Below are 20,700 nucleotides of genomic sequence, written 5' to 3'. Positions count from 1 at the left end.
CTCGGCATCATCATGGTGGTGAACATGGAGATCGGCATGATCACGCCGCCGGTGGGGCTCAATCTCTTCGTCACCTCCGGCGTTGCCGGCATGCCGATGATGCGGGTGGTCAGGGCCGCGCTGCCCTGGCTGGGCATCATGTTCATCTTCCTGATCCTGGTCACCTACGTGCCGTGGATCTCCACCTACCTGCCGACGACGCTCATGGGACCGGAGATCATCATCCAGTAATCACGCCGGCCCACGGCCGGACCTGGTGGGGGGAGGCGAATTGCAAGAGGGGTCTTTGCAAGACTCGCTGAAGGCCATGACCGAGAAAGGTCCGCGAAAGGCTCCAGAGGTACTCTCCTCTGGGCCTTCATGGCGTTGGCGCGGTGGGCAGCGCAGACAGGCGTTCCACCGGCGCCCCACTTTTCGTGCCCCATGCTTCATCCGGCAGGATCGCTTCCCGCCGGCCACTCCGTTTGATTTGGACTCGAGGTTGACCGATGACTGACGCACCCGGAACCGCCAACCACGATATCGATCCCATCGAGACCCGGGAATGGCTCGACGCGGTCGAGGACGTCATCGACCGCGACGGCGGCGACCGCGCCCACTTCCTGCTGGACCGTTCGGTGAAGGCGGCGCGCTCGCGCGGGGCCAACCTGCCCTTTGGTGCCACCACGGCCTACGTCAACACCATCCCCAGCGACCAGCAGACCCCGCATCCCGGCGATCTGGAGATGGAGTGGCGCATCCGCACCATCAACCGCTGGAACGCCATGGCGACGGTGGTCCGCCGCAACAAGGTCTCCAGCGAGTACGGCGGACACATCGCCTCCTTCGCTTCCTCGGCGGTGATGTACGACATCGGGCTGAACCACTTCTGGCGCACCCGCACCGATGCCCACGGCGGCGATCTCGTGTTCTTCCAGGGCCACGCGATCCCCGGCATCTATGCCCGCGCCTTCATGGAGGGGCGGCTGACGACCGAGCAGATGGACAACTTCCGCTCGGAGGTGGACGGCAAGGGCCTCAGTTCCTACCCCCATCCCTGGCTGATGCCGGACTTCTGGCAGTTCCCGACAGTCTCCATGGGTCTGGGGCCGCTGATGGCGATCTATCAGGCCCGCTTCATGAAGTACATGCACAACCGCGGCCACATCGACATGGCGGACCGCAAGGTCTGGGCCTTCCTGGGCGACGGCGAGATGGACGAGCCGGAGAGCCTGGGCGCCATCAGCCTGGCGGCGCGGGAGAACCTCGACAACCTGATCTTCGTGGTGAACTGCAACCTGCAGCGCCTCGACGGCCCGGTGCGCGGCAATGCCAAGATCATCCAGGAACTGGAGGGCGAGTTCCGCGGCGCCGGCTGGAACGTGGTCAAGTGCATCTGGGGCTCCGGCTGGGACACGCTGCTGGAGAAGGACACCTCCGGCATGTTGCTGCGGCTGATGGAAGAGACGGTGGACGGCGACTACCAGGCCTTCAAATCCAAGGGCGGCGCCTACACCCGGGAGAACTTCTTCGGCCGCTATCCCGAGACCAAGGCCCTGGTCGCCGACATGAGCGACGAGGAGATCTGGATGCTGCAGCGCGGCGGCCACGACCCGCGCAAGGTCTATGCCGCCATGCATACCGCCGCCAACACCCAGGGGCAACCGACGGTCCTGCTGGTCAAGACCGTCAAGGGCTACGGCATGGGCGAGGCGGGTGAGGGGATGAACATCACCCACCAGCAGAAGAAGCTGGCCGATGACCAGCTCCGCGCCTTCCGCGACCGCTTCAAGATTCCGGTTCCGGACGAGGAGCTGGCGAAGGCGCCGCTGGTGGAGTTGACAGCGGAGCAGAAGGCCTATCTGAAGGCGCGCCGCGACGCCTTGGGCGGGGCCTTTCCGGAGCGCAGGTGGCGCGACTCTCCGAAGCTGGAGATCCCCAAACTCGATGCCTTCCAGGCACAGATCAAGGGCACCGGCGAGCGCGAGATTTCCACCACCATGGCCTTCGTGCGCATCATGACCACACTCTGCCGCGACAAGAAGGTGGGCAAGCAGGTGGTCCCCATCGTGCCGGACGAAAGCCGCACCTTCGGCATGGAGGGCATGTTCCGCCAGCTCGGCATCTACAGCCCCAAGGGCCAGCTTTACCGGCCCGAGGACGCCGACCAGTTGATGTTCTACAAGGAATCGAAGTCGGGGCAGGTGCTGCAGGAAGGCATCAACGAGGCCGGCGCCATGGCCGACTGGGTCGCCGCGGCGACATCCTACGCCGTGCACGGCGTGCCGATGATCCCCTTCTACATCTTCTATTCGATGTTCGGCTTCCAGCGCATCGGCGATCTCGCCTGGGCGGCGGGGGACAGCCGGGCGCGGGGTTTCCTGGTGGGCGGCACCGCCGGGCGGACCACCCTGAACGGCGAGGGCCTGCAGCATGAGGACGGTCACAGTCACGTGCTGGCCGGCACCATTCCCAACTGCGTCAGCTACGACCCAGCCTTCAGCTACGAGGTGGCGCTGATCGTCCATCACGGCCTGCAGCGCATGTTCGTCGATCAGGAGGACGTGTTCTTCTATGTGACGGTGATGAACGAGAACTACAGTCACCCCGACATGCCCGAAGGCGTGGAGGAGGGGGTGATGCGCGGTCTCTACTGCTTCTCCAAGACCGCCCGGCCCGGCAAGAAGCATGTGAACCTCATGGGCTCCGGCACCATCTTCCGCCAGGTGATGATGGCGGCCGAGGCGCTGAAAGCCGACTTCGGGGTCACCGCCGATCTCTGGTCGGCCCCCAGCTTCAACGAGCTGGGCCGCGACGGCGCCGACTGCGAGCGTTGGAACCGCCTCAACCCCTTGGAGGCTCCAAAGGTTCCCTTCGTGACCAAAACCCTGGCAAAGGCTAAAGGCCCGGTGATCGCGGCGACGGACTATGTGCGGAGCTATGCCGAGCAGATCCGGCCCTATGTAGAGCAACCCTACACGGTGCTGGGCACTGACGGCTTCGGGCGCTCCGACAGCCGGGTCAACCTGCGCCGCTTCTTCGAGGTCGACGCCAACCACATCGCCGCTGCCGCCATGACCGCGCTGTACCGCGATGAAAAGGTCACCAAGAGCGAGCTCAAGGCGGCGCTCGACAAGTACCAGATCGACGGCGCCAAGCCGAACCCGCGCACCGTCTAAGCGCCAAAGGGAGTGGGTGTAGACATGTCCATCATCGAAGTGAAGGTTCCCGATATCGGCGATTTCTCAGACGTGCCGGTGATCTCGATCATGGTCTCCCCCGGAGACACGGTGGCCGAGGAAGACTCGCTGATCGAACTGGAGAGCGACAAGGCGACCATGGAGGTGCCTTCACCGGCGGCGGGCAAGGTGCTCGAACTGCTGGTCAAGGAGGGCGATGCGGTCTCCGAGGGCTCGGCGATCCTGAAGCTGGAACCCGGCGAGGCCTCGGCCCCCGTCGAGCCGCCCTCGCCCAAGGGCGTGCAGGAGGCTGAACCCGCCGCGCCGCCGCCGGCAGCCGCCGCCGCGCCGGCTGCAGCAGCGCCCGCCGCGGCAGCGGCCGGAAACCTGGCGCCGGTGGACGAGGCCGGCTTCGCCAAGGCCCATGCCTCCCCCTCGGTGCGCGCCTTCGCCCGGGAACTCGGTGTCGACCTCTCGAAGATCGCCGGCAGCGGCCGCAAGGGCCGTATCCTGCGTGAGGACGTGACGGCCTACTTCAAGGGCGCGGCGGAGGTGGCGGCCCCCAAGGCGGCGCCCCAGGCCGGTGCCGGCATTCCGCCGGTCCCGGTCATCGACTTCACCAAATTCGGCGCCATCGAAGACGTGGAGATGCCGCGGATCAAGAAGATCTCCGGCCCCGCCCTGCACCGCTCCTGGCTGAACGTGCCTCACGTCACCCACAACGAAGAGGCCGACATCACCGAGATCGACAAGTACCGCAAGGAGCTGGACACGGCGGCCAAGGAGGAGGGCTATCGCGTCACCCTGCTGAGCTTCCTGATCAAGGCCAGCGTTTCGGCGCTGAAGAGCCACTGGGAGGTGAATGCCTCGATCCATCCCGACGGCGACAAGCTGATCCGCAAGCACTACTACAACATCGGCTTTGCCGCCGACACGCCCAACGGCCTGGTGGTGCCGGTGATCAAGGGCGCCGACGGCAAGGGCGTGGTCGAGATCTCCAAGGAACTCGGCACACTCAGCGCCAAGGCGCGCAAGGGCGAGCTGAAGAGCGAGGACATGCAGGGGGCGAGCTTCACCATCTCCTCCCTGGGCGGCATCGGCGGCACCTCCTTCACGCCCATCGTCAACGCGCCGGAAGTGGCGATCCTCGGCGTCACCCGCTCCAAGATGGCGCCGGTATGGAACGGGGAAGACTTCGTGCCGCGCAACATGCTGCCGCTTTCCCTCAGCTACGACCACCGCGCCATCGACGGCGCGCTTGCCGCGCGCTTCTGTGCGACCTTGAAACACCTGCTCGGCGACGTCCGCCGGCTGGTCCTCTAGGCGGAGGCCGGGGCGATGGCAATCGTAGAGGTCAAGGTTCCGGATATCGGCGATTTCGCCGACGTGCCGGTGATCACGGTGATGGTCGGACCCGGCGATACGGTCGCCGCGGAGGACCCGCTGATCGAGCTGGAAAGCGACAAGGCCACCATGGAGGTGCCTTCGCCGGCAGCCGGCAAGGTGGTGGAGATGAAAGTCTCCGAAGGGGACAAGGTCTCCGAAGGCACGCTGATCCTGACGCTGGAGGCCGAGGGAGAGGCCGCCGCTGCGGCCCCGGCGGTCTCCGGCGCCGGGGCTCCGGCGACCTCGGAGCCGGCGGGCTACGGCTCGGCGGCGGGCGTGCACGAGACCATCGAGGTCAAGGTTCCGGACATCGGCGATTTCTCCGACGTGCCGGTGATCACGGTGATGGTGGCACCGGGCGACACGGTCGCCGCGGAAGATCCCCTGATCGAGCTGGAGAGCGACAAGGCGACCATGGAGGTGCCGGCCCCCGCGGCGGGCACGGTGGCCGATGTCGCCGTCAAGGTCGGCGACCAGGTCTCCGAGGGCTCGCTCATCCTCACCCTGTCCACCGGCCAGGCGGCCCAGCCGGCCGCCGCGCCGGCTGCACCCCCGGCCCCGGCCTCGCGGCCCACCGCCCCGGTGCAGGGCGACATCCACGCCGAGATGCTGGTGCTGGGCTCCGGGCCTGGCGGCTACACCGCTGCCTTCCGTGCCGCCGATCTGGGGCTGCAGACGGTGCTGGTGGAACGTAACCCTGTGTTAGGCGGGGTCTGCCTCAACGTCGGCTGCATTCCCTCCAAGGCCCTGTTGCACGCCGCCAAGGTGATCACCGAGGCCGAGGAGATGGCCCATTTTGGCATCAGCTTCGGCAAGCCCAAGGTGGACATCGATGCCCTGCGCGGCTGGAAGGAAAGCGTGGTCAAGAAGCTGACCGGCGGACTCTCGGGCCTCGCCAAGGGGCGCAAGGTGAAGGTGGTGGAGGGGACCGGACAGTTCGCGTCGCCCAACCTGCTACGGGTCGCCACTGCCGAGGGCGAGAAGACCGTGAGCTTCGACCAGTGCATCGTCGCGGCGGGCTCCGAGCCGGTGGAACTGCCGTTCATTCCCCACGACGACCCGCGGGTCATCGATTCCACCGGTGCCCTGGAACTAGCCGATATCCCCAAGCGCCTGCTGGTGCTGGGTGGCGGGATCATCGGGCTGGAGATGGGCTGCGTCTACGATGCCTTCGGCGCCAAGGTGACGGTGGTCGAGCTGATGGATCAGATCATTCCCGGCGCCGACAAGGACATCGTCAAGCCGCTGCACAAGCGCATCGAAAAGCGCTACGAGGCGATCCACCTCAAGACTAAGGTGACGGCGGTCGAGGCCGAGAAGGCCGGGCTCAAGGTGACCTTCGAGGGGCCGGGTGGCACCACCAGCGACACCTTCGACAAGGTGCTGGTGGCGGTCGGGCGGCGGCCCAACGGCAAGATGATCGGCCTGGAGAACAGCGGCGTGGCGGTGGACGAGCGCGGCTTCATCGCCGTCGACAAGCAGATGCGCACCAACCAGCCGCACATCTTCGCCATCGGCGACGTCGTCGGCCAGCCGATGCTGGCCCACAAGGCGGTGCACGAGGGCAAGGTGGCCGCCGAGGTGGCCGCCGGCCACAAGCGCGCCTTCGATGCCCGGGTCATTCCTTCCGTCGCGTACACCGACCCGGAGGTCGCCTGGGTCGGGGTCACCGAGAACGAGGCCAAGGCCCAGGGCCTGAAGGTCGGCAAGGGGGTCTTCCCCTGGGCCGCCTCGGGCCGATCCCTTTCGCTGGGCCGCGACGAGGGCATGACCAAGGTGCTGTTCGACGAGACCACCGACCAGGTGATCGGCGCCGGCATCGTCGGCCCCAACGCCGGCGATCTCATCGCCGAGGTGGCGGTGGCCATCGAGATGGGTTGCGATGCCACCGACATCGGCCACACCATCCATCCCCATCCGACGCTTTCGGAAACCGTCAACTTCGCCGCGGAGATGTTCGAAGGCACCATCACCGATCTGATGCCGCCAAAGAAAAGGAAGTGATCGGAAGGAAGCAGTCAAAGAAACACCATCCCGGCAGTCGGACGGGCAGCGGCCTGCCGACAGCCGGGGAACGGTGAGAACCGCTGCGTCAATGTCGACAGACAGCGGCAGAGCGGCGCCGCGGGCGCCAATGAGGAGGAAATGAACCATGAGCGACAGCGTCTATAAGGTCATCGAGCTGGTCGGTACGAGCACCGAGTCCTGGGAGAAGGCGGCAACCAGTGCCGTGGATCGCGCCAGCAAGTCGCTGCGCGATCTGCGGGTCGCAGAGGTGACCTCGCAGGACCTGGTTGTCGAGGACGGCAAGGTGAAGGCTTTTCGCACCAAGCTGAGCCTGTCGTTCAAGTTCGAGGATTAGTCCCGGTTGTGCGGGCTTGTTTGGGCAACAGGCAGCGAGCCGGCCCGGTCTTCGTTGCCGTCCATCCAGGCCCCGCAAAAGGCTATCCGTTAGAGCTGCGGGCGCCGTTCGTTGGCGCCCGGCGGCCGGGCTTTTGCGGCCCGGAACCCGAGAGCGTTGCCTGCGGGCCCGGCGGCCCTTACCTTTTCGGCGGAAGGCCCTTCCTTGCCCATGGCTGTCGTTGAACAGGAGGCACCAGGCTTGGCGGTGGAACAGAGCGAGAGCGCTGAAGTCGTTCTGATCGACGACGACCCGGACGTCCTGGCCGGCGTCGGGCAGTTGCTCGAGCTTTCGGACTTCGCGGTGACGCCGCTGAGCTCCGCCGAGACGGTGTTGGACACCCTTTCCTCCGAGCATCTGGCCGCCGTGGTCTCCGACATCCGCATGCCCGGCATCGACGGCCTTGCACTGCTCGACCGGGTCCGCTCGGTGGATGCGGATCTGCCGGTGATTCTGATTACCGGCCATGGCGACGTGCCCATGGCGGTGGAGGCGATGCGCAACGGGGCTTACGACTTCATCGAGAAACCCTTTTCCTCCGACCGGCTGATCGGCTCGGTGAAGAAGGCCGCGGAGAAGCGCGCGCTGACCCGGGAGAACCGCCGGCTGCGCCGGGAACTGGCCAGTGCCTCGGGCATCGACTCGGTGATTCGCGGGCAGTCGCCGGGTATCGCGGCCCTGCGCCAGCAGGTGCAGCGCTGCGCCTCGACCAAGGCCGACGTGCTGATCTACGGTGAGACCGGGACCGGCAAGGATCTGGTCGCGCGCTGCCTGCACCAGTTCAGCGCGCGCAGCAAGGGCCACTTCGTCGCCATCAACTGCGCGGCGCTGCCGGAATCCCTGCTGCAGAGCGAGTTCTTCGGCTATGCCCCGGGCGCCTTCACCGGTGCCGCCAAGCGGCGCATCGGCAAGTTCGAGTATGCCGACGGCGGCACCGTCTTCCTCGACGAGATCGAGGGCATGCCCCTGCACCTGCAGGCGGAGTTGCTGCGTGTTCTGGAGAACCGGGTGATCGTCCGTCTCGGCGAAAACGAAGAGATCCCCATCGACATCCGTGTCGTCTCCGCTGCCAAGACGGACCTCAGCCAGGCCGTCGAGGAAGGCCGCTTCCGGGCCGACCTCTACTACCGCCTGAACGTGCTCTCCATGTCGATCCCACCCTTGCGGGAGCGGATGGAAGACATCTCGCTGCTGTTCCAGCACTTCGTCCACCAGGCCCTGGCCGACGGCGAGGAGGCGCCGGTACTCACCCCGCAGCTTCTCCAGGCGCTGGTCACCCACGACTGGCCGGGCAATGTCCGCGAGCTGCAGGCGGCGGCGACCCGCCATGCCTTGGGCTTTCCCATCGAAGTGGACCCGGAGGAAGAGGCCGGCATGCCGGTCGCCACCAGCGGCACGCTGGAGGAGAGCATCGCCCGGCTGGAACGCCATGTCATCCGCTCCGCCCTTGCCTCCACCGACGGCAACGTTGAACAGGCCTCGACGCTGATCGGCGTGCCCAAGCGCACGCTCTATCACAAGATCAAGGCGCTGGGGATCGAAAAGCCATGAGCCTCGATCTCGCCTTCCAGGACTATGGCGAAGGGCCGCCGCTGGTCATCCTGCACGGGCTCTTCGGTTCCGGCCGGAACTGGACCGGCATCGCGCGCCGCCTGGCGGAGGCCTGGCATGTCTATGCCCTCGACCTGCGCAACCATGGCGACTCGCCCTGGGCCGAGGCGATGGACTACCCCGCCATGGCGGACGACGTGGGCGCCTTTCTGGACCGACAGGGATTGGACAGGGTCGCGCTGGTCGGCCACTCCATGGGCGGCAAGACCGCCATGGCACTGGCCCTCACGCAGCCGGCGCGGATCGGGTCCTTGACCGTGGTCGACATCGCGCCGGTGGCCTATCCGCAGACCCATCAGGGCTATGTCGAGGCGCTGCAGGCGCTGGACCTCAGCGGTATCATGCGGCGGGCGGATGCCGATGCGGCCCTGCAGTCTTCGGTCCCGGAAGCGGGCATCCGTGCGTTCCTGCTGCAGAACCTGGTGGCCCGTGACGGCGGCTTCACCTGGCGCTTCAATCTCGCGGCCCTCGGGGCCGGCATGGCCGAGATCAGCGGCTTTCCCGAGGCGCCGGGGCAGGGGGCTTATGACGGCCGGACGCTTTTTCTTGGCGGCGGCCTGTCCGACTACATCACGGCGGCGCACCAGGACACTATCCGGCGCTTGTTCCCGCGGGCAAGCGTCGAGACGGTCGCCGGTGCCGGCCATTGGGTGCATGCCGAGGCGCCGGAACCTTTCCTGGAGGCGCTCCAGGGGTTTCTCGCCGGGACGGTCGATCCGCGCGGGCGTGCCGGATCTGAAAGAGGAGTCGATGACGATGTCCAAAGAACCTGAGTTCGACACCTCCGACTGGGCCCAGGTGGGGGCCAACTGGGCGGCGCTGGCGGAGAAAAGCCAACGCATCGTGCAGGCCTTTGCCGAACGCCAGGCGGAGGACGGTGGGTTTTCCATCGTCGATACCCAAAGCGTGAATCGGGCGTTTCTGGAAATGATGACCAAGATGGCGGCCGATCCCTTCCGCCTGGCCGATGCGCAAGTCCAGTTCTGGCAGGACAGTGCCCGCCTCTGGCAGTCCATGGCGCTGCGCATGCAGGGCCAGTCGGCGGAGTCGGTGGCCGAGCCCAACGCCGGCGACCGGCGCTTCAAGGACCCGGCCTGGAACGACGAGCTGGTCTTCGACTACATCAAGCAGTCCTACCTCTTGAGTTCGCGCTGGATGGAGAGCGTCGTGGGCGACGTCCGCGGGCTCGACCCCCAGGACAAGGAAAAGGTGGAGTTCTACACCCGCCAGTTCCTCAGTGCGCTCTCGCCCAGCAACTTCGCCATGACCAATCCGGCGGTTCTCAAGAAGACGACAGAGAGCGGTGGCGAGAACCTGGTCAAGGGCCTGGAGCACCTGCTGGAGGATCTGGAGAAGGGCAAGGGACGGCTCAAGATCTCCATGACCGACGAGTCGGCCTTCGAGGTCGGCAAGAACGTGGCGGCCAGTCCCGGCAAGGTGGTCTTCCAGAATGAGTTGATGCAGTTGATCCAGTACGACCCGACCACCGAGAAGGTTCACAAGCGCCCGATGCTCTTCGTGCCGCCCTGGATCAACAAGTTCTACGTCATGGACCTGCAGCCGAAGAACAGCCTGATCAAGTGGACCGTCGATCAGGGGCACACGCTGTTCGTCATCTCCTGGGTCAACCCGCGCAAGGAGCTCGCCCACAAGGACTTCCAGGACTACATGCGCGAGGGGCCGCTGGCCGCGCTGGACGCCATCGAGCAGGCGACCGGCGAGCGGGAGGTCAATGCCCTGGGCTTCTGCATCGGCGGCATCCTGATGGTGGCGACACTGGCCTACATGGCCGCCGTGGGCGACAAGCGGATCAATTCCGCGACCCTGCTGGCGACCATGGTCGACCTGCAGGACGTGGGCGAGGTCTCGGTCTTCATCGACGAGACCCAGTTGGAGTCGCTGGAACAGCACGTCGGCGAAAAGGGATATCTGGAAGGCCACCACATGGCCGAGATGTTCAACATGATGCGCGAGAATGACCTAATCTGGTCCTTCGTGGTGAACAACTACCTCATGGGCCGCGATCCCATGCCCTTCGACCTGCTCTACTGGAATGCGGACTCCACCCGCCTGCCCGCCACCATGCTGGTCACTTATCTGCGCAAGGTCTATCGCGACAACGGCCTCATGCATCCGGCCCATCTGGTGCTCGACGACGTGCCCATCGACATCGGCAAGATCGAGACACCCTGCTACATGCTGGCGACCAAGGACGACCACATCGCCCCCTGGATCTCCAGCTATCCGGCCACCCAGAGCTTCGGGGGATCGGTCCGCTTCGTGCTCGGCGCCTCCGGCCACATCGCCGGGGTCATCAATCCGCCGGCGGCCAACAAGTACTGCTACTGGACCAACGCCAAGAGCCCGGCGGATGCCGAGGCCTGGTTCGAGGACGCGGAGCGCCACGACGGCTCCTGGTGGGCGGACTGGGGCAAGTGGCTGGCCCGCAAGGGCGGCGCCAAGGTGCCCGCGCGAAAGCCGGGCGATGGCAAGCTCAAACCCATCGAGGACGCCCCCGGCGCCTACGTCAAGGTGCGGATCTCCGAATAGCGCCGGCCGGCGCTATTCCACGCGGATGTAGGCGGCCGGTCATCGCTTCTTTCGTGTATGCTCCGGTGGTTGCGGGGTTGAAGCAAGAGGCAGGGGCGCGGGGGCATGGCCGGAGGGTCCGAAGCGGATCAGCAGATCAAGATCGTCTGCCACGTGACTGCGGGATTCCCCGCCCTGCTGGCCGCCTGCGCCGGGATGCCGGGGCTCTCCCTGGTCGAAACGAAGACGCTCGCCGGGCTGGAGCGGGAGATTGCCGACGCCGACGGCCTCATTGTCTTCAACGGCGACTACACGGCGGAGGTGGCATCGCTGGCGGGGCGGCAGAAGCTGAGGTGGATCCAGTTCGCCACCGCTGGCGTCGACAATGCTGAGAAGTTCGGCGTGCCCGAGGGATGCCTGCTCTGCAACGCTGGCGACGTCTGGGCGCCGACGGTGGCCGAGCATGCTCTGGCCCTTCTCCTCGGCCTGGTCCGGCAAATCCATCTGCTGGAACGAACGCGCCTGGGGGAGGACTGGTCGCGCGAAGCCCTGGTGCCGGCCATGGGATCGCTTCAGGGACGGACCCTGGCCCTTGTCGGGGTCGGCAACATCGGCCGCGAGGTCGCGGCGCGCGCCAGGGCCTTCGGCCCGCGCATCGTCGGCGTCATACGCCAGCCCCGCAGCGTCGAGGGGATCGACGAAGCGGTTCCCTTCGAACGCCTGTTCGAGGTGCTGGCGGCGGCCGACGCCGTGGTGCTCAGTCTGGCGCTGACCCCGGAGACGCATCATCTCATCGGCCGCAAGGCCCTCGCCGCCATGAAGGCCTCGGCCTTGCTTATCAACGTGGCGCGGGGCGGGATCGTCGACGAGGCGGCCTTGATCGAGGCGCTCGGCGAAGGCCGGATCGCCGGGGCCGGCCTCGACGTTTTCGCCCGCGAACCCTTGCCTGCCGACAGCCCCCTGCGGGCACTTCCGAACGTGATTCTCTCGCCTCACGTGGCAGGTTTCGGCAATGACGGGGCGGAAGATCGGCTGGTTGATCTCTGCCGGGACAACATCGGCCGCTTCATGACCGGCGAGGCGCTGCGCAATCGCATCGCGCCGTAACGTCGCACCGGGCGCGAGCCCCTAAAGGCAAAGGTCAGAAGCGGGTGCCGTCGAGGGGCGGCAGGGCGCCGTCCAGCCGGTCGCGCATGGCCCCGAGAATGATCTCGACAGCCTGGCGGGTCGGCGGCCTGGCGTTGGTGGCGATGTTGCCGCTTTTCATCGCCGCTTCGGCGACGGCATCCCGGTCGAATCCGTTCGGCAGGCAGTCCACCAGGCCGCGGTCCAACCCGATCCGTTCGCGCATCTTGCAGACGCCCTCGGTGACGGTCGAAGAACGCATCGCATGCCTCAGCCAGTTGCGTTTGGCCGCCGGGATGGCCGGCTCGTTGAAAGCGGTGACGGCGGGCAGGGCGAGCGCGTTGCCCAGCCCGTGAATCACGTGGTATTGGGCGCCGAGCGGCGCGGCGATGGCGTGGGCCAGCCCCAGTTCCGTGCTGTTGAAGGCGATGGCCGCGAAGGTCGAGGCCAGCAGGCATTCGCCGCGCGCCTTCAGGTCCTGCGGATCGTCGACGGCATAGGGCAGCCAGCGCCACAGCTTTTCGATCGCTGCCCGGCAGAGCAGGTCGGTGATCTCCGAGGCTCTGAGCGATGTGTAGGCCTCGAAGGCGTGGGTGAAGGCATCGAAGCCGGTATGGGCCGTCGGCCCTTTCGGCAGGCTCAGCAGCAGTTCCGGGTCGAGAATGGCAACCTCCGCCATGCCGTCGCGGCTGCGCACCCTGAGCTTGATGTCGGTGCCCGCCTCGCTGATGACCGCCATCTCGGAGACTTCCGATCCGGTTCCGGCGGTGGTCGGCACGCAGATCAGGGCCGGCCGCGGCCGCATCAGGGGCGGTTGGGCCTGGGCCACGGCCGCGACACCGCCGGGGTTTTCCAGCATCAGGCGGGCGACCTTCGTGGCATCCATGGTGGACCCGCCGCCCAGGGCCACGATCAGGTCGGCGTCCTGATCGCGGAGAAAGGCGTGACAGGCCTCGACGCTGCGCGTGTCCGGTTCGCCCGGCGGCATCGCATGGATGGCGCTGTCGGCGGCGACCAGCGCAATACAGCTCTTCAGAGGGCTCGTGCCCTCTGCGTTCTGGAAGTGCTCGTCGACGACCCAGGCAACCTTGCGGGCGTTCGTCTGTGACGCGATGTCGGCGACCTCCGTCAGGCGGCCGGCGCCAAACCGCACCCGGCAGGGGGCCAGGCCGAAGTCGAAGTTCTGGAGTTCCATCGGCGCTCCGGACCTTTGCGTCTCAGTTGTCGAGAAGAATGCCGTCGCTCGGCGACCAGGCGACCCGTACTGCCGCGCCGTCCTGAAGCGCGACGTTTTGCGGGCGGTCCTCCAGGACCAGAGGCTTTTCCATGCCGATGTCGATAAAGACCTTGCGCAGGTTGCCGCTGAAGATCGTGCCGACCACCCGGCCGTCCAGACGGTTGTCGCTGTCGGCGGTCTCTGCGCTGTCGACGATACGTAGGTGTTCGGGGCGCACCGCCACCGCGAGGGTGCCCCGGGCGTCGCCGTTGGCGACCGGCGCGCGGATGGCGGCATCTTGGGCGACCTTGAGCGTGGCAAAACCATCGCGCGTCAGCACGACGTCGCCTTCGATCAGGTTGATCTGCCCGACGAAGTCGGCCACGAACTTGCTTTTCGGAGAGTTGTAGATCTCCTCGGCGCTGCCGACCTGCTCGATGAGGCCGCCGTTCATCACGACGATGCGGTCGGACATGTTCATCGCCTCGGTCTGGTCGTGGGTCACGAAGACCGTGGTGATCTTCAGTTCCTTCTGGATGCGGCGCAGCTCGATCTGCATGGATTCGCGCAGCTTGAGATCGAGCGCCCCCAGCGGTTCGTCCATCAGCAGAACGCGGGGCGGAAAGGCAACGGCGCGGGCCACGGCGATGCGCTGGGCCTGGCCGCCACTGAGTTCCGAGGGATAACGCTCTTCCACGCCGGGCAATTGAACCAGTTCCAGAAGCTGCTGGACGCGGGCTTCGATCTCCGCCTTGCCGGCCCCGCGTTCCTTCAGGCCGAAGCCGATGTTGTCGCGGATCGTCAGGTGGGGGAAGAGCGCATAGTCCTGGAACACCATGCCGATCTCGCGGTGCTGCGGCGGCAGCCCCGTAACGTCTTCCTCGCCGAGCAGGATGGTGCCGCTGGTCGGCTCCACGAAGCCCGCGATCAGACGCAGCGTCGTCGTCTTGCCGCAGCCGGAGGGGCCGAGGAGGGTGAGAAACTCACCCTCCTCGATCTCCAGATTCAGCTCCTCGAGCGCGACGACCGCGCCATAGACCTTTCTGACCCTGTCGAGCCGAACACCAGCCATAACTGTACTCCCTGCCGGCCGGACCGGTCAGATTTCAGGTTTCACCAATCGTACGTTACTTCGCGACCATACGGTTCCACTGGTCGGTCCAGGCCGAGAGGTTGATGCCGGTATAGTCGAAGCGCAGCTCGTTGGCGATCTTCTCCTGATCCAGCACCAGGATGTCGCGGATCACCTCGTCTTCGTGCATCCGTGCGATCGCATTCTTGTTGATGGGAACGATGCCGCTCTTGACCGCGAAGAGCAACTGGAACTCCTCGGTCAGATACTCGTTGATGAACCAGTGGGCGGCCTCGACGTTCTTGCCCTCGGCGCTTTTCAGGATGCCGAGCCAGCCGACCTTGGCGACGCCGACGTTGCCGTTGCCGATGACGGGATGCACGGAGTCGACATTGACCCCGGCCTTTCTGGTGCGCAGGCACCAGCCGCCGTTGGAAACGGCCGCCAGAATATCGCCGGATTCGAACTGGGAGAGGGTTTCCCCGCCGCGCGACCAGAACTTCAGCACCTTCATCTTGTTGATGAGTTCCAGCCCGGGCTGAACGTTGTCGCGGTCGCCGCCGGCGGCGATGTTGATCGCGGTGAAGTTGGCCAGCCCGCCGCCCGAGTTGATGTCGGGGAAGGAGACCTTGCCCGCCAGCTTGGGATGAATCAGGTCGGCGTAGGTCTTTGGCACCGGAATGCCCTGCTCGGCGAACTTGTCGACGTGGTAGCAGATGACCTCCTGGGTGTGCCAAGAACCGACCATGTTCTCGTTGTACTGATAGTCGTCGACATACTTCTTGTTGGGGATCTTGCTCAGGTCGACCTTCTGGAAATAGCCGGACTCCATGGCGTCGCCGATCTGGGCGTCGAGCACCTCCATCACGTCGAAGGGCGCCTTGCCGCGGCCGGTGATGACCTTGGCGAAGTTGGCCTGGGGGCTTCCGGTGACGAACTCGATCTTGCCGCCCATGGCCTCGAACTTCGGCACGATCAGTTCGACCATGTTGGCCTTCCAGGACCCGCCCCAGGTGCCGACGCGCAGCGTGACGCCGTCGAACTCCCCGGCGACCGCGGTGAACGACGCTGCGCCTGAAGCCGCGACCACCGAGCCGGCAACCAAGCCCGCTCGCAGAACTTTCCATGATCCTCTCATTTCACACCTCCTTGTTCCCGCTCTTGATTGATCCGTTCCTGTTTCGGGTGCCGTCTCGGATCTCCGGCGCCCGGTTGATTGTGCGCCGTTACCGCCCTCCGCCGCCGCCGGTGCGCAGAAGCGTGTCGAGGCCGACCAGCTTCTGAACCGCCAGCAGCAAGATCAGGCAGAGAAAGATCACCATGGACGCAGAGGCCATGATGCTGGGGTCGAAGTCGTTCTCCAGCGCCGTGAACAACTCGACCGGATAGGTAACGAAGCCCGGTGCCGTCAGGAAGATCGCGATCGGCACGTCGCCGAAGGACACCATGAAGGCATAGAGACCGCCGGCATAGACGCCGGGCATGATCACCGGCAGGGTGACCCGGCGGAAGGCGCGCCAGCGGCTGGCTCCGTGAATCAGGGCGGCCTCCTCGAGCCGCATGTCGAAACGCTGCAGAACCGCGGTCACGGTGCCGACCACATAGGGCGTCGCGACGAAAACATGGCCCAGCACCAGGCCGAACAGTGTGCCCTGCCAGTAGACGCCGGTCAGATCGCCGATCAGGTAGAAGAGCTGCAGGAAGGCGATCCCGGTGACGATGGAGGGAATCTGCAGCGGCGCGCGGAACACCGTCGAGATCAGCGCCTTGCCGGGAAGATTGCTGCGCACCAGTCCCAACGCCGCCGGAACGCCCAGGATGCAGGCCAGGACGGCGACGATCCCGGCCAGTGCAAAGCTGAGGGCCAGCGCCTCGATCTGCGCCTCTGGGATACGGGCATACCAGTGCAGGGAGATGTTCTCCGGCGGAAACTGAAAGGACGCGTCGGTGGAGGCCTTGGGGCCGTTGAGCGAGGTCCCGATCACCACCACCATGGGCGAGAGCAGGAAGATGTAGGAGAGGGCGCAGTAGGCGCGGAAGGCGACACGGCCCAGCGTCCTCCTGATCTTGTAGCGGCTTGCGCGGTCCATGACGTCTTGCCCCTTTTCCGCCTCAGACCACGACCAGATGCGCCGCCTTCATGCGGCGCAGCATGAAGATCGACAGCAGGTTGATCGCGATCACCGAGACCAGCAGGATCGCCGCCAGGGTCGCGCCCATGGAGAATTTCAGCTCCATCATCACCACGCGCTGCACTAGGACGGGCAGGGTGAAGACCCGGCCGCCGCCCAGCAGCGCGGCGGATGTGAAGGCGCCCATGCACATGTTGAAGATCATCAGGGCGCCCACGGTCACGCCGGGCAGGGCGAGGGGAAAGATGACCCGCCGGTAGACCCGCCAGCGGTTGGCGCCGTGAATGGCGGCCGCGTCCTCCAGGGAGCGCGGGATCGTCTGAATGACGCTGTAGAGCAGCAGCACCCCGAAGCCGAGGGTGAAATGCATCAGCCCGATCACCACGCCGGAGACGTTGCCGAAGATGGTGAAGGGCTCCGAGAGGATGCCTATCTCCATCAGGCTCCTGTTAAGGATGCCGTTGGCCGAGAAGATGACGATCAGGCCGTAGACCTTGATGACGATGGTGACGAAGGTCGCGACCACGATGCCGGCGATCAGCACCATGGCCCACTGCGAGCGCATCCGCGCGATCAGATAGGCGACGGGAAAGCCCAGCACCAGGGTGAACAGGGCGGCAAGCGCGGAGGTCTTGATGGTCGTCCAGAGAGCGTGGAGATAGAAGCTGTCGGTGAGGAAGCGGGTGTAGTTGTCGAGGACGAAGTCCTCACCCTTGCGCCCCAGCCCGAGATCCTCGAAGAAGCTCAACTCGAGGAACACGGATTGCGAGGCCGCCACCAGGAAGAAGCTGAAGATGAAGGGCGGAAGGAGGACCAGTCCCCAGCGCGCTGTCATGGCGGGGATACGAGCGCCCGGCCGTCACACGGGTCGCCTCCCCGGCCCGGCGCGGCATTGGCGCGCAGGCGCTCACGAGGCGAACGCTTGCGGCTCAGCCCGCTTTCGAGAGCGCGACCGGCGAAGCGAACCACCGTCGGTCGGCGAACGATCCTCTGCGTGAACACTCTTTGGTCCCCAGATCCGATCGGGCCCGGCGGTCGTTCTGAAACCTTCGCCTTTCCGGGTCCGTTCCTTATGAGCCGATCATCGGAAGCACCGCTAGAGGCCGCGTCACTGCGGCGGCCACCCGGTTCGCCAATTCGGCGGATGGTCTCGAAGACGGAGGGCTACTGGCTCCGGATCGACTGCCCTTCGCTTTGTCGCGGGCGTCGCCTCGCTCTTCCACACTCCGTCTCGGACGGCCAAGCGCTCCCGACGGCTTCTTATTCTGCCGCTTACACTGATCAAATTATCCTTTTCTTATCTTCATATGCCGTCAAGTTATTTATTCTGTAATTCACATGCGCTGGTATTATGTTTGGCAACCTTGGCGTCGGCCTTCGTTTTCCTGATCGCCGTCTTCGGGCGGCTCCCCGATCCTGTTGCGGTGCATGTTTTTCTCCAGGTAGAGCCACGCGGTCTCCGCCGCCTTGAAGCGCAACTCATCCCAGGCCTCGTCGGAATAGAAGGCGACGTGGGGATTGATGATGACGCGCCCCTGCAGCCAGTCCTCCCCCGCCCGCCAGGCCCGGATCAGCGGCTCGTCCTGGGGCGGCTCCTCGGTGAGGGCATCGAGGCCGGCGCCAAACAGCCGCTCGCTGCGCAGGGCGCGCTCGATGCAGTCCAGGTCTGCGATCAACGCGCCACGGGCCGTATTGACCAGGATCGCGTGGGGTTTCATGGCTGCGATGAAACGCTCGTCTACCATGCCCCGGGTCTCCTCGGTCAGCGGACAGTGCAGGCTGACGACGTCGGCCCGGCGCACCAGATCCTGCAGATCGTGCACGCGCTCGAAGCCCAGCACCTTCTCGCTGCCCGCCGGGATGTAGGGGTCGTAGCCGATCACGCGGAAGCCAAGGCCGCTCAGCATGCGGCAGGCGCAGCCGCCGATGCGGCCGACGCCGATCAAGCCCACCGTCGTTTCGCCGACACGCTTGGTCGGCCTGATCTGATTGCCCTGCCAGGTCTCCCGATAGGACCGCGCCCGCCAGTCGTGCAGCAGGATACGCCGCTGCAGGGCCAGGATCATGGAGACGGCGGTCTCGGCGACCTCCGTCACCCCATAGTCGGGGTTGTTGCTGAAAGCGATGCCGGCGCGGTTCAGGGCGGCGATGTCGATCCGGTCGTAGCCGACGCCGTAGCGGACCACGATCCGGCAGGCCTCGAGATGGCCGATGGTCTCCTCGCCCAGTGTCGGGCTCCAGATGAGCAGCGCGTCCAGGTCGCGCAGTTTCTCCGCCGCGAAGTCGGTTTCGCGGCTGCTGTCCAGATAGACGAACTCGGCCTCGCCGCGAAACCCGCGGTCCTCGAAGACGAAGGGCGGGGTGCTGCGATTGGTGATGCCGACACGCCAGCGCTTCGCCGCGGGCGCGCGCGCCGCAGGGTCGTCTTGCTCGTGCGGCATGGCGCTCACTCCTTGGTTTTGCCACCACGGGGCGTGTGGGCATCACCATTTGCCGGGCCGGGACATGCGGTCAAGTTATTTGCATTGCGATCAACATGCATAGAAATTATGTATCCGCGACGCCGTTGCGGCACAGTGATTTAGGGGGAGCGTCAATGACAGACCGGGGAAACCTTGGCGGTCCGCCGCCGAATCACCAAGGCATGTCGCGGTTCTGCTTCCGGAGTGACGGGTGATGGAGCGTCCAGATTCGCCAAGTTCGCCAGGCTCCATCGTCGTCGTCGGGGCGGGCCAGGCCGGGGCCTGGGTCGCGTCGACCCTGCGCGACGAGGGCTATGACGGCCGGCTTGTACTGCTCGGCGACGAGCCGGAGTCACCCTATGAGCGGCCGCCGCTATCGAAGGACTTCCTCGCCGGCACCCGCGACGCCGCCTCCTGTGCCGTCAAGCCGGAGGGGTTCTACGCCGAGCGGTCCATCGACCTGCGCCTCGGCTGCCGCGTCCGCGCGATCGACCGTGCCCGGAAGGCGGTGGTTGCCGCCGACGGCGAAACCTTCGCTTACGACGCTCTGGTGCTCGCCACCGGGGCCCGCCCGCGTCTTCTGCCGGTGCCCGGGGCTGACCTGCCCGGCGTCTGCTATCTGCGGACGATGGCGGACTCGGCGGCGCTCCGCGAGCGGCTGCGCCCAGGCCTGCGGATCTGCCTCATCGGCGGCGGATACATCGGCCTGGAGATCGCCGCGACGGCAACCGCGCTGGGCTGCCAGGCCACGGTGGTGGAGGCCTTGCCGGAGGTGCTCGCCCGCACCATGCCCGCCGAATTGAGCCGCGTGGTCGTCGGCCGGCACCGCGCCAGGGGGGTGACCGTCGAGACCGCCTTCAAGACGTCTGAGATCGTCGAGAGCGGCGGCGCCCTTTCCGTCATTTCGCAGGACGGCCGGGCGGTCGCCGCCGATTTGGTGGTCATCGGGATCGGCATCCTGCCCAATGTCGAGCTTGCCGAAGCGGCGGGGCTCGACTGCGACAACGGTATCCTGGTCGACGCCTTCGGGCGCAGCTCCGATCCCGCGATCTACGCCGCCGGCGACGTGACCTGTCACCACAACCCGCTCCTCGGCCGCAGCATCCGCCTGGAATCCTGGCAGAACGCCCAGAACCAGGGGATCGCCATTGCCCGCGCCATCCTTGGCAATGGTGCGCCCTACGCGGAAGTGCCCTGGTTCTGGTCGGATCAGTTCGACATGAACATTCAGGCCGTGGGTGCCGCCGAAACCTGGGACGCGGTGGTCATGCGCGGCGACCCGGAGGGGAACAGCTTCGCGGTCTTCTGTCTGTCCGAGGGGGTGCTGGTGTCCGCCTATGCGGTCAACGCGCCGCGCGATGTCCGCTTTGCCCGCCAGATGATCGCCAAGGGCGCGCAGCCCTGCCCCGAGCAGCTGGCAGACCCCGCCGTTGCCTTGAAGATGCTGGCCCGGGCAGAGAGCAGTGCATAACATTGCAGCAAACGAACGGCAGTACAAATCAGTTTTCTTGATGTAATTGCTGCCCTAGGGTGACGCTGATCCCGTTACGCACCCGCAAAGGCGCCGGACCTACGCGTCGGCGAAGAAGGTGTGATCGGGCGATAGCA

16 protein-coding genes are annotated in these 20,700 nt (G+C 66.0%); 10 read left to right on the top strand and 6 right to left on the bottom strand.

Translation table 11 applies throughout. The features are described from left to right. The 9 genes from Q0996_RS05230 to Q0996_RS05190 form a co-directional block, all read left to right on the top strand. On the top strand, nucleotides 1–231 hold a 231-nt coding region (locus tag Q0996_RS05230; protein WP_299616690.1), incomplete at its 5' end, for a TRAP transporter large permease subunit. Nucleotides 232–488: 257 nt separating this feature from the next. Further along, on the top strand, nucleotides 489–3,158 hold the full coding sequence (gene aceE / locus Q0996_RS05225; protein WP_299616689.1) for a pyruvate dehydrogenase (acetyl-transferring), homodimeric type: 2,670 nt from the start codon (nucleotides 489–491) through the stop codon (nucleotides 3,156–3,158). A 24-nt stretch (nucleotides 3,159–3,182) separates the two neighbouring features. Continuing rightward, nucleotides 3,183–4,481, top strand: a complete 1,299-nt coding sequence (gene aceF / locus Q0996_RS05220; protein ID WP_299616687.1) for a dihydrolipoyllysine-residue acetyltransferase — start codon at nucleotides 3,183–3,185, stop codon at nucleotides 4,479–4,481. A 15-nt stretch (nucleotides 4,482–4,496) separates the two neighbouring features. After that, nucleotides 4,497–6,548 (top strand): dihydrolipoyl dehydrogenase, encoded by a 2,052-nt coding sequence (gene lpdA / locus Q0996_RS05215; RefSeq protein ID WP_299616686.1) that lies wholly within the window; start codon nucleotides 4,497–4,499, stop codon nucleotides 6,546–6,548. 148 nt (nucleotides 6,549–6,696) lie between these two features. Further along, nucleotides 6,697–6,906 (top strand): dodecin family protein, encoded by a 210-nt coding sequence (locus tag Q0996_RS05210; RefSeq protein ID WP_299616685.1) that lies wholly within the window; start codon nucleotides 6,697–6,699, stop codon nucleotides 6,904–6,906. Nucleotides 6,907–7,116: 210 nt separating this feature from the next. Further along, complete coding sequence (locus Q0996_RS05205) at nucleotides 7,117–8,496, top strand: sigma-54 dependent transcriptional regulator (protein ID WP_299616683.1); 1,380 nt, start codon at nucleotides 7,117–7,119, stop codon at nucleotides 8,494–8,496. Beyond that, nucleotides 8,493–9,329 (top strand): alpha/beta fold hydrolase, encoded by an 837-nt coding sequence (locus Q0996_RS05200; RefSeq protein ID WP_299616682.1) that lies wholly within the window; start codon nucleotides 8,493–8,495, stop codon nucleotides 9,327–9,329. Before Q0996_RS05205 ends, Q0996_RS05200 begins: the two co-directional genes overlap by 4 nt. Continuing rightward, entirely contained in the window at nucleotides 9,307–11,106 is a 1,800-nt protein-coding gene (locus tag Q0996_RS05195; protein ID WP_299616681.1) for an alpha/beta hydrolase, read from the top strand. Before Q0996_RS05200 ends, Q0996_RS05195 begins: the two co-directional genes overlap by 23 nt. Before the next feature lie 105 nt (nucleotides 11,107–11,211). Beyond that, nucleotides 11,212–12,192, top strand: a complete 981-nt coding sequence (locus tag Q0996_RS05190; RefSeq protein WP_299616679.1) for a D-2-hydroxyacid dehydrogenase — start codon at nucleotides 11,212–11,214, stop codon at nucleotides 12,190–12,192. A gap of 34 nt (nucleotides 12,193–12,226) precedes the next feature. Here Q0996_RS05190 and Q0996_RS05185 read toward each other — a convergent pair whose 3' ends face one another. The 6 genes from Q0996_RS05185 to Q0996_RS05160 form a co-directional block, all read right to left on the bottom strand. Further along, nucleotides 12,227–13,405 carry an iron-containing alcohol dehydrogenase family protein gene (locus Q0996_RS05185; RefSeq protein ID WP_299616678.1) on the bottom strand — a complete coding sequence of 393 codons (1,179 nt, stop codon included), beginning with the start codon at nucleotides 13,403–13,405 and terminating at the stop codon, nucleotides 12,227–12,229. Nucleotides 13,406–13,427: 22 nt separating this feature from the next. Further along, nucleotides 13,428–14,498, bottom strand: coding sequence for an ABC transporter ATP-binding protein (locus Q0996_RS05180; protein ID WP_299616677.1), 1,071 nt, complete (start codon nucleotides 14,496–14,498; stop codon nucleotides 13,428–13,430). Nucleotides 14,499–14,553: 55 nt separating this feature from the next. Further along, nucleotides 14,554–15,603 carry a PotD/PotF family extracellular solute-binding protein gene (locus tag Q0996_RS05175; RefSeq protein WP_299616676.1) on the bottom strand — a complete coding sequence of 350 codons (1,050 nt, stop codon included), beginning with the start codon at nucleotides 15,601–15,603 and terminating at the stop codon, nucleotides 14,554–14,556. 121 nt (nucleotides 15,604–15,724) lie between these two features. Beyond that, the gene (locus tag Q0996_RS05170; RefSeq protein WP_299616675.1) at nucleotides 15,725–16,588 is read right to left on the bottom strand and encodes an ABC transporter permease; all 864 of its coding nucleotides are present in this window, start codon (nucleotides 16,586–16,588) and stop codon (nucleotides 15,725–15,727) included. A 22-nt stretch (nucleotides 16,589–16,610) separates the two neighbouring features. After that, nucleotides 16,611–17,465: an ABC transporter permease gene (locus Q0996_RS05165; RefSeq protein WP_299616674.1), complete on the bottom strand. Its 855-nt coding sequence runs from the start codon at nucleotides 17,463–17,465 to the stop codon at nucleotides 16,611–16,613. A 514-nt stretch (nucleotides 17,466–17,979) separates the two neighbouring features. Next, on the bottom strand, nucleotides 17,980–19,071 hold the full coding sequence (locus tag Q0996_RS05160) for a C-terminal binding protein (protein WP_299616672.1): 1,092 nt from the start codon (nucleotides 19,069–19,071) through the stop codon (nucleotides 17,980–17,982). Between the two features lie 235 nt (nucleotides 19,072–19,306). On the opposite strand from Q0996_RS05160, the gene Q0996_RS05155 reads away from it, so the two are divergent. Beyond that, nucleotides 19,307–20,563: an NAD(P)/FAD-dependent oxidoreductase gene (locus Q0996_RS05155; protein ID WP_299616671.1), complete on the top strand. Its 1,257-nt coding sequence runs from the start codon at nucleotides 19,307–19,309 to the stop codon at nucleotides 20,561–20,563. Nucleotides 20,564–20,700 lie beyond the last annotated feature (137 nt).

Origin of the sequence: Pelagibius sp. (assembly GCF_028289705.1) — a bacterium.
Lineage (GTDB): Bacteria > Pseudomonadota > Alphaproteobacteria > Kiloniellales > Kiloniellaceae > Pelagibius.
This window is presented reverse-complemented; position numbering and strand designations above follow the sequence as displayed.

Bases quoted from the DNA above. Each gene is read 5' to 3' on its own strand.
- aceE (WP_299616689.1), top strand. From the start codon at position 489: ATGACTGACGCACCCGGAACCGCCAACCACGATATCGATCCCATCGAG.
- aceF (WP_299616687.1), top strand. From the start codon at position 3,183: ATGTCCATCATCGAAGTGAAGGTTCCCGATATCGGCGATTTCTCAGAC.
- lpdA (WP_299616686.1), top strand. From the start codon at position 4,497: ATGGCAATCGTAGAGGTCAAGGTTCCGGATATCGGCGATTTCGCCGAC.
- Q0996_RS05210 (WP_299616685.1), top strand. From the start codon at position 6,697: ATGAGCGACAGCGTCTATAAGGTCATCGAGCTGGTCGGTACGAGCACC.
- Q0996_RS05205 (WP_299616683.1), top strand. From the start codon at position 7,117: ATGGCTGTCGTTGAACAGGAGGCACCAGGCTTGGCGGTGGAACAGAGC.
- Q0996_RS05200 (WP_299616682.1), top strand. From the start codon at position 8,493: ATGAGCCTCGATCTCGCCTTCCAGGACTATGGCGAAGGGCCGCCGCTG.
- Q0996_RS05195 (WP_299616681.1), top strand. From the start codon at position 9,307: ATGACGATGTCCAAAGAACCTGAGTTCGACACCTCCGACTGGGCCCAG.
- Q0996_RS05190 (WP_299616679.1), top strand. From the start codon at position 11,212: ATGGCCGGAGGGTCCGAAGCGGATCAGCAGATCAAGATCGTCTGCCAC.
- Q0996_RS05185 (WP_299616678.1), bottom strand. From the start codon at position 13,405: ATGGAACTCCAGAACTTCGACTTCGGCCTGGCCCCCTGCCGGGTGCGG.
- Q0996_RS05180 (WP_299616677.1), bottom strand. From the start codon at position 14,498: ATGGCTGGTGTTCGGCTCGACAGGGTCAGAAAGGTCTATGGCGCGGTC.
- Q0996_RS05170 (WP_299616675.1), bottom strand. From the start codon at position 16,588: ATGGACCGCGCAAGCCGCTACAAGATCAGGAGGACGCTGGGCCGTGTC.
- Q0996_RS05165 (WP_299616674.1), bottom strand. From the start codon at position 17,465: ATGACAGCGCGCTGGGGACTGGTCCTCCTTCCGCCCTTCATCTTCAGC.
- Q0996_RS05160 (WP_299616672.1), bottom strand. From the start codon at position 19,071: ATGCCGCACGAGCAAGACGACCCTGCGGCGCGCGCGCCCGCGGCGAAG.
- Q0996_RS05155 (WP_299616671.1), top strand. From the start codon at position 19,307: ATGGAGCGTCCAGATTCGCCAAGTTCGCCAGGCTCCATCGTCGTCGTC.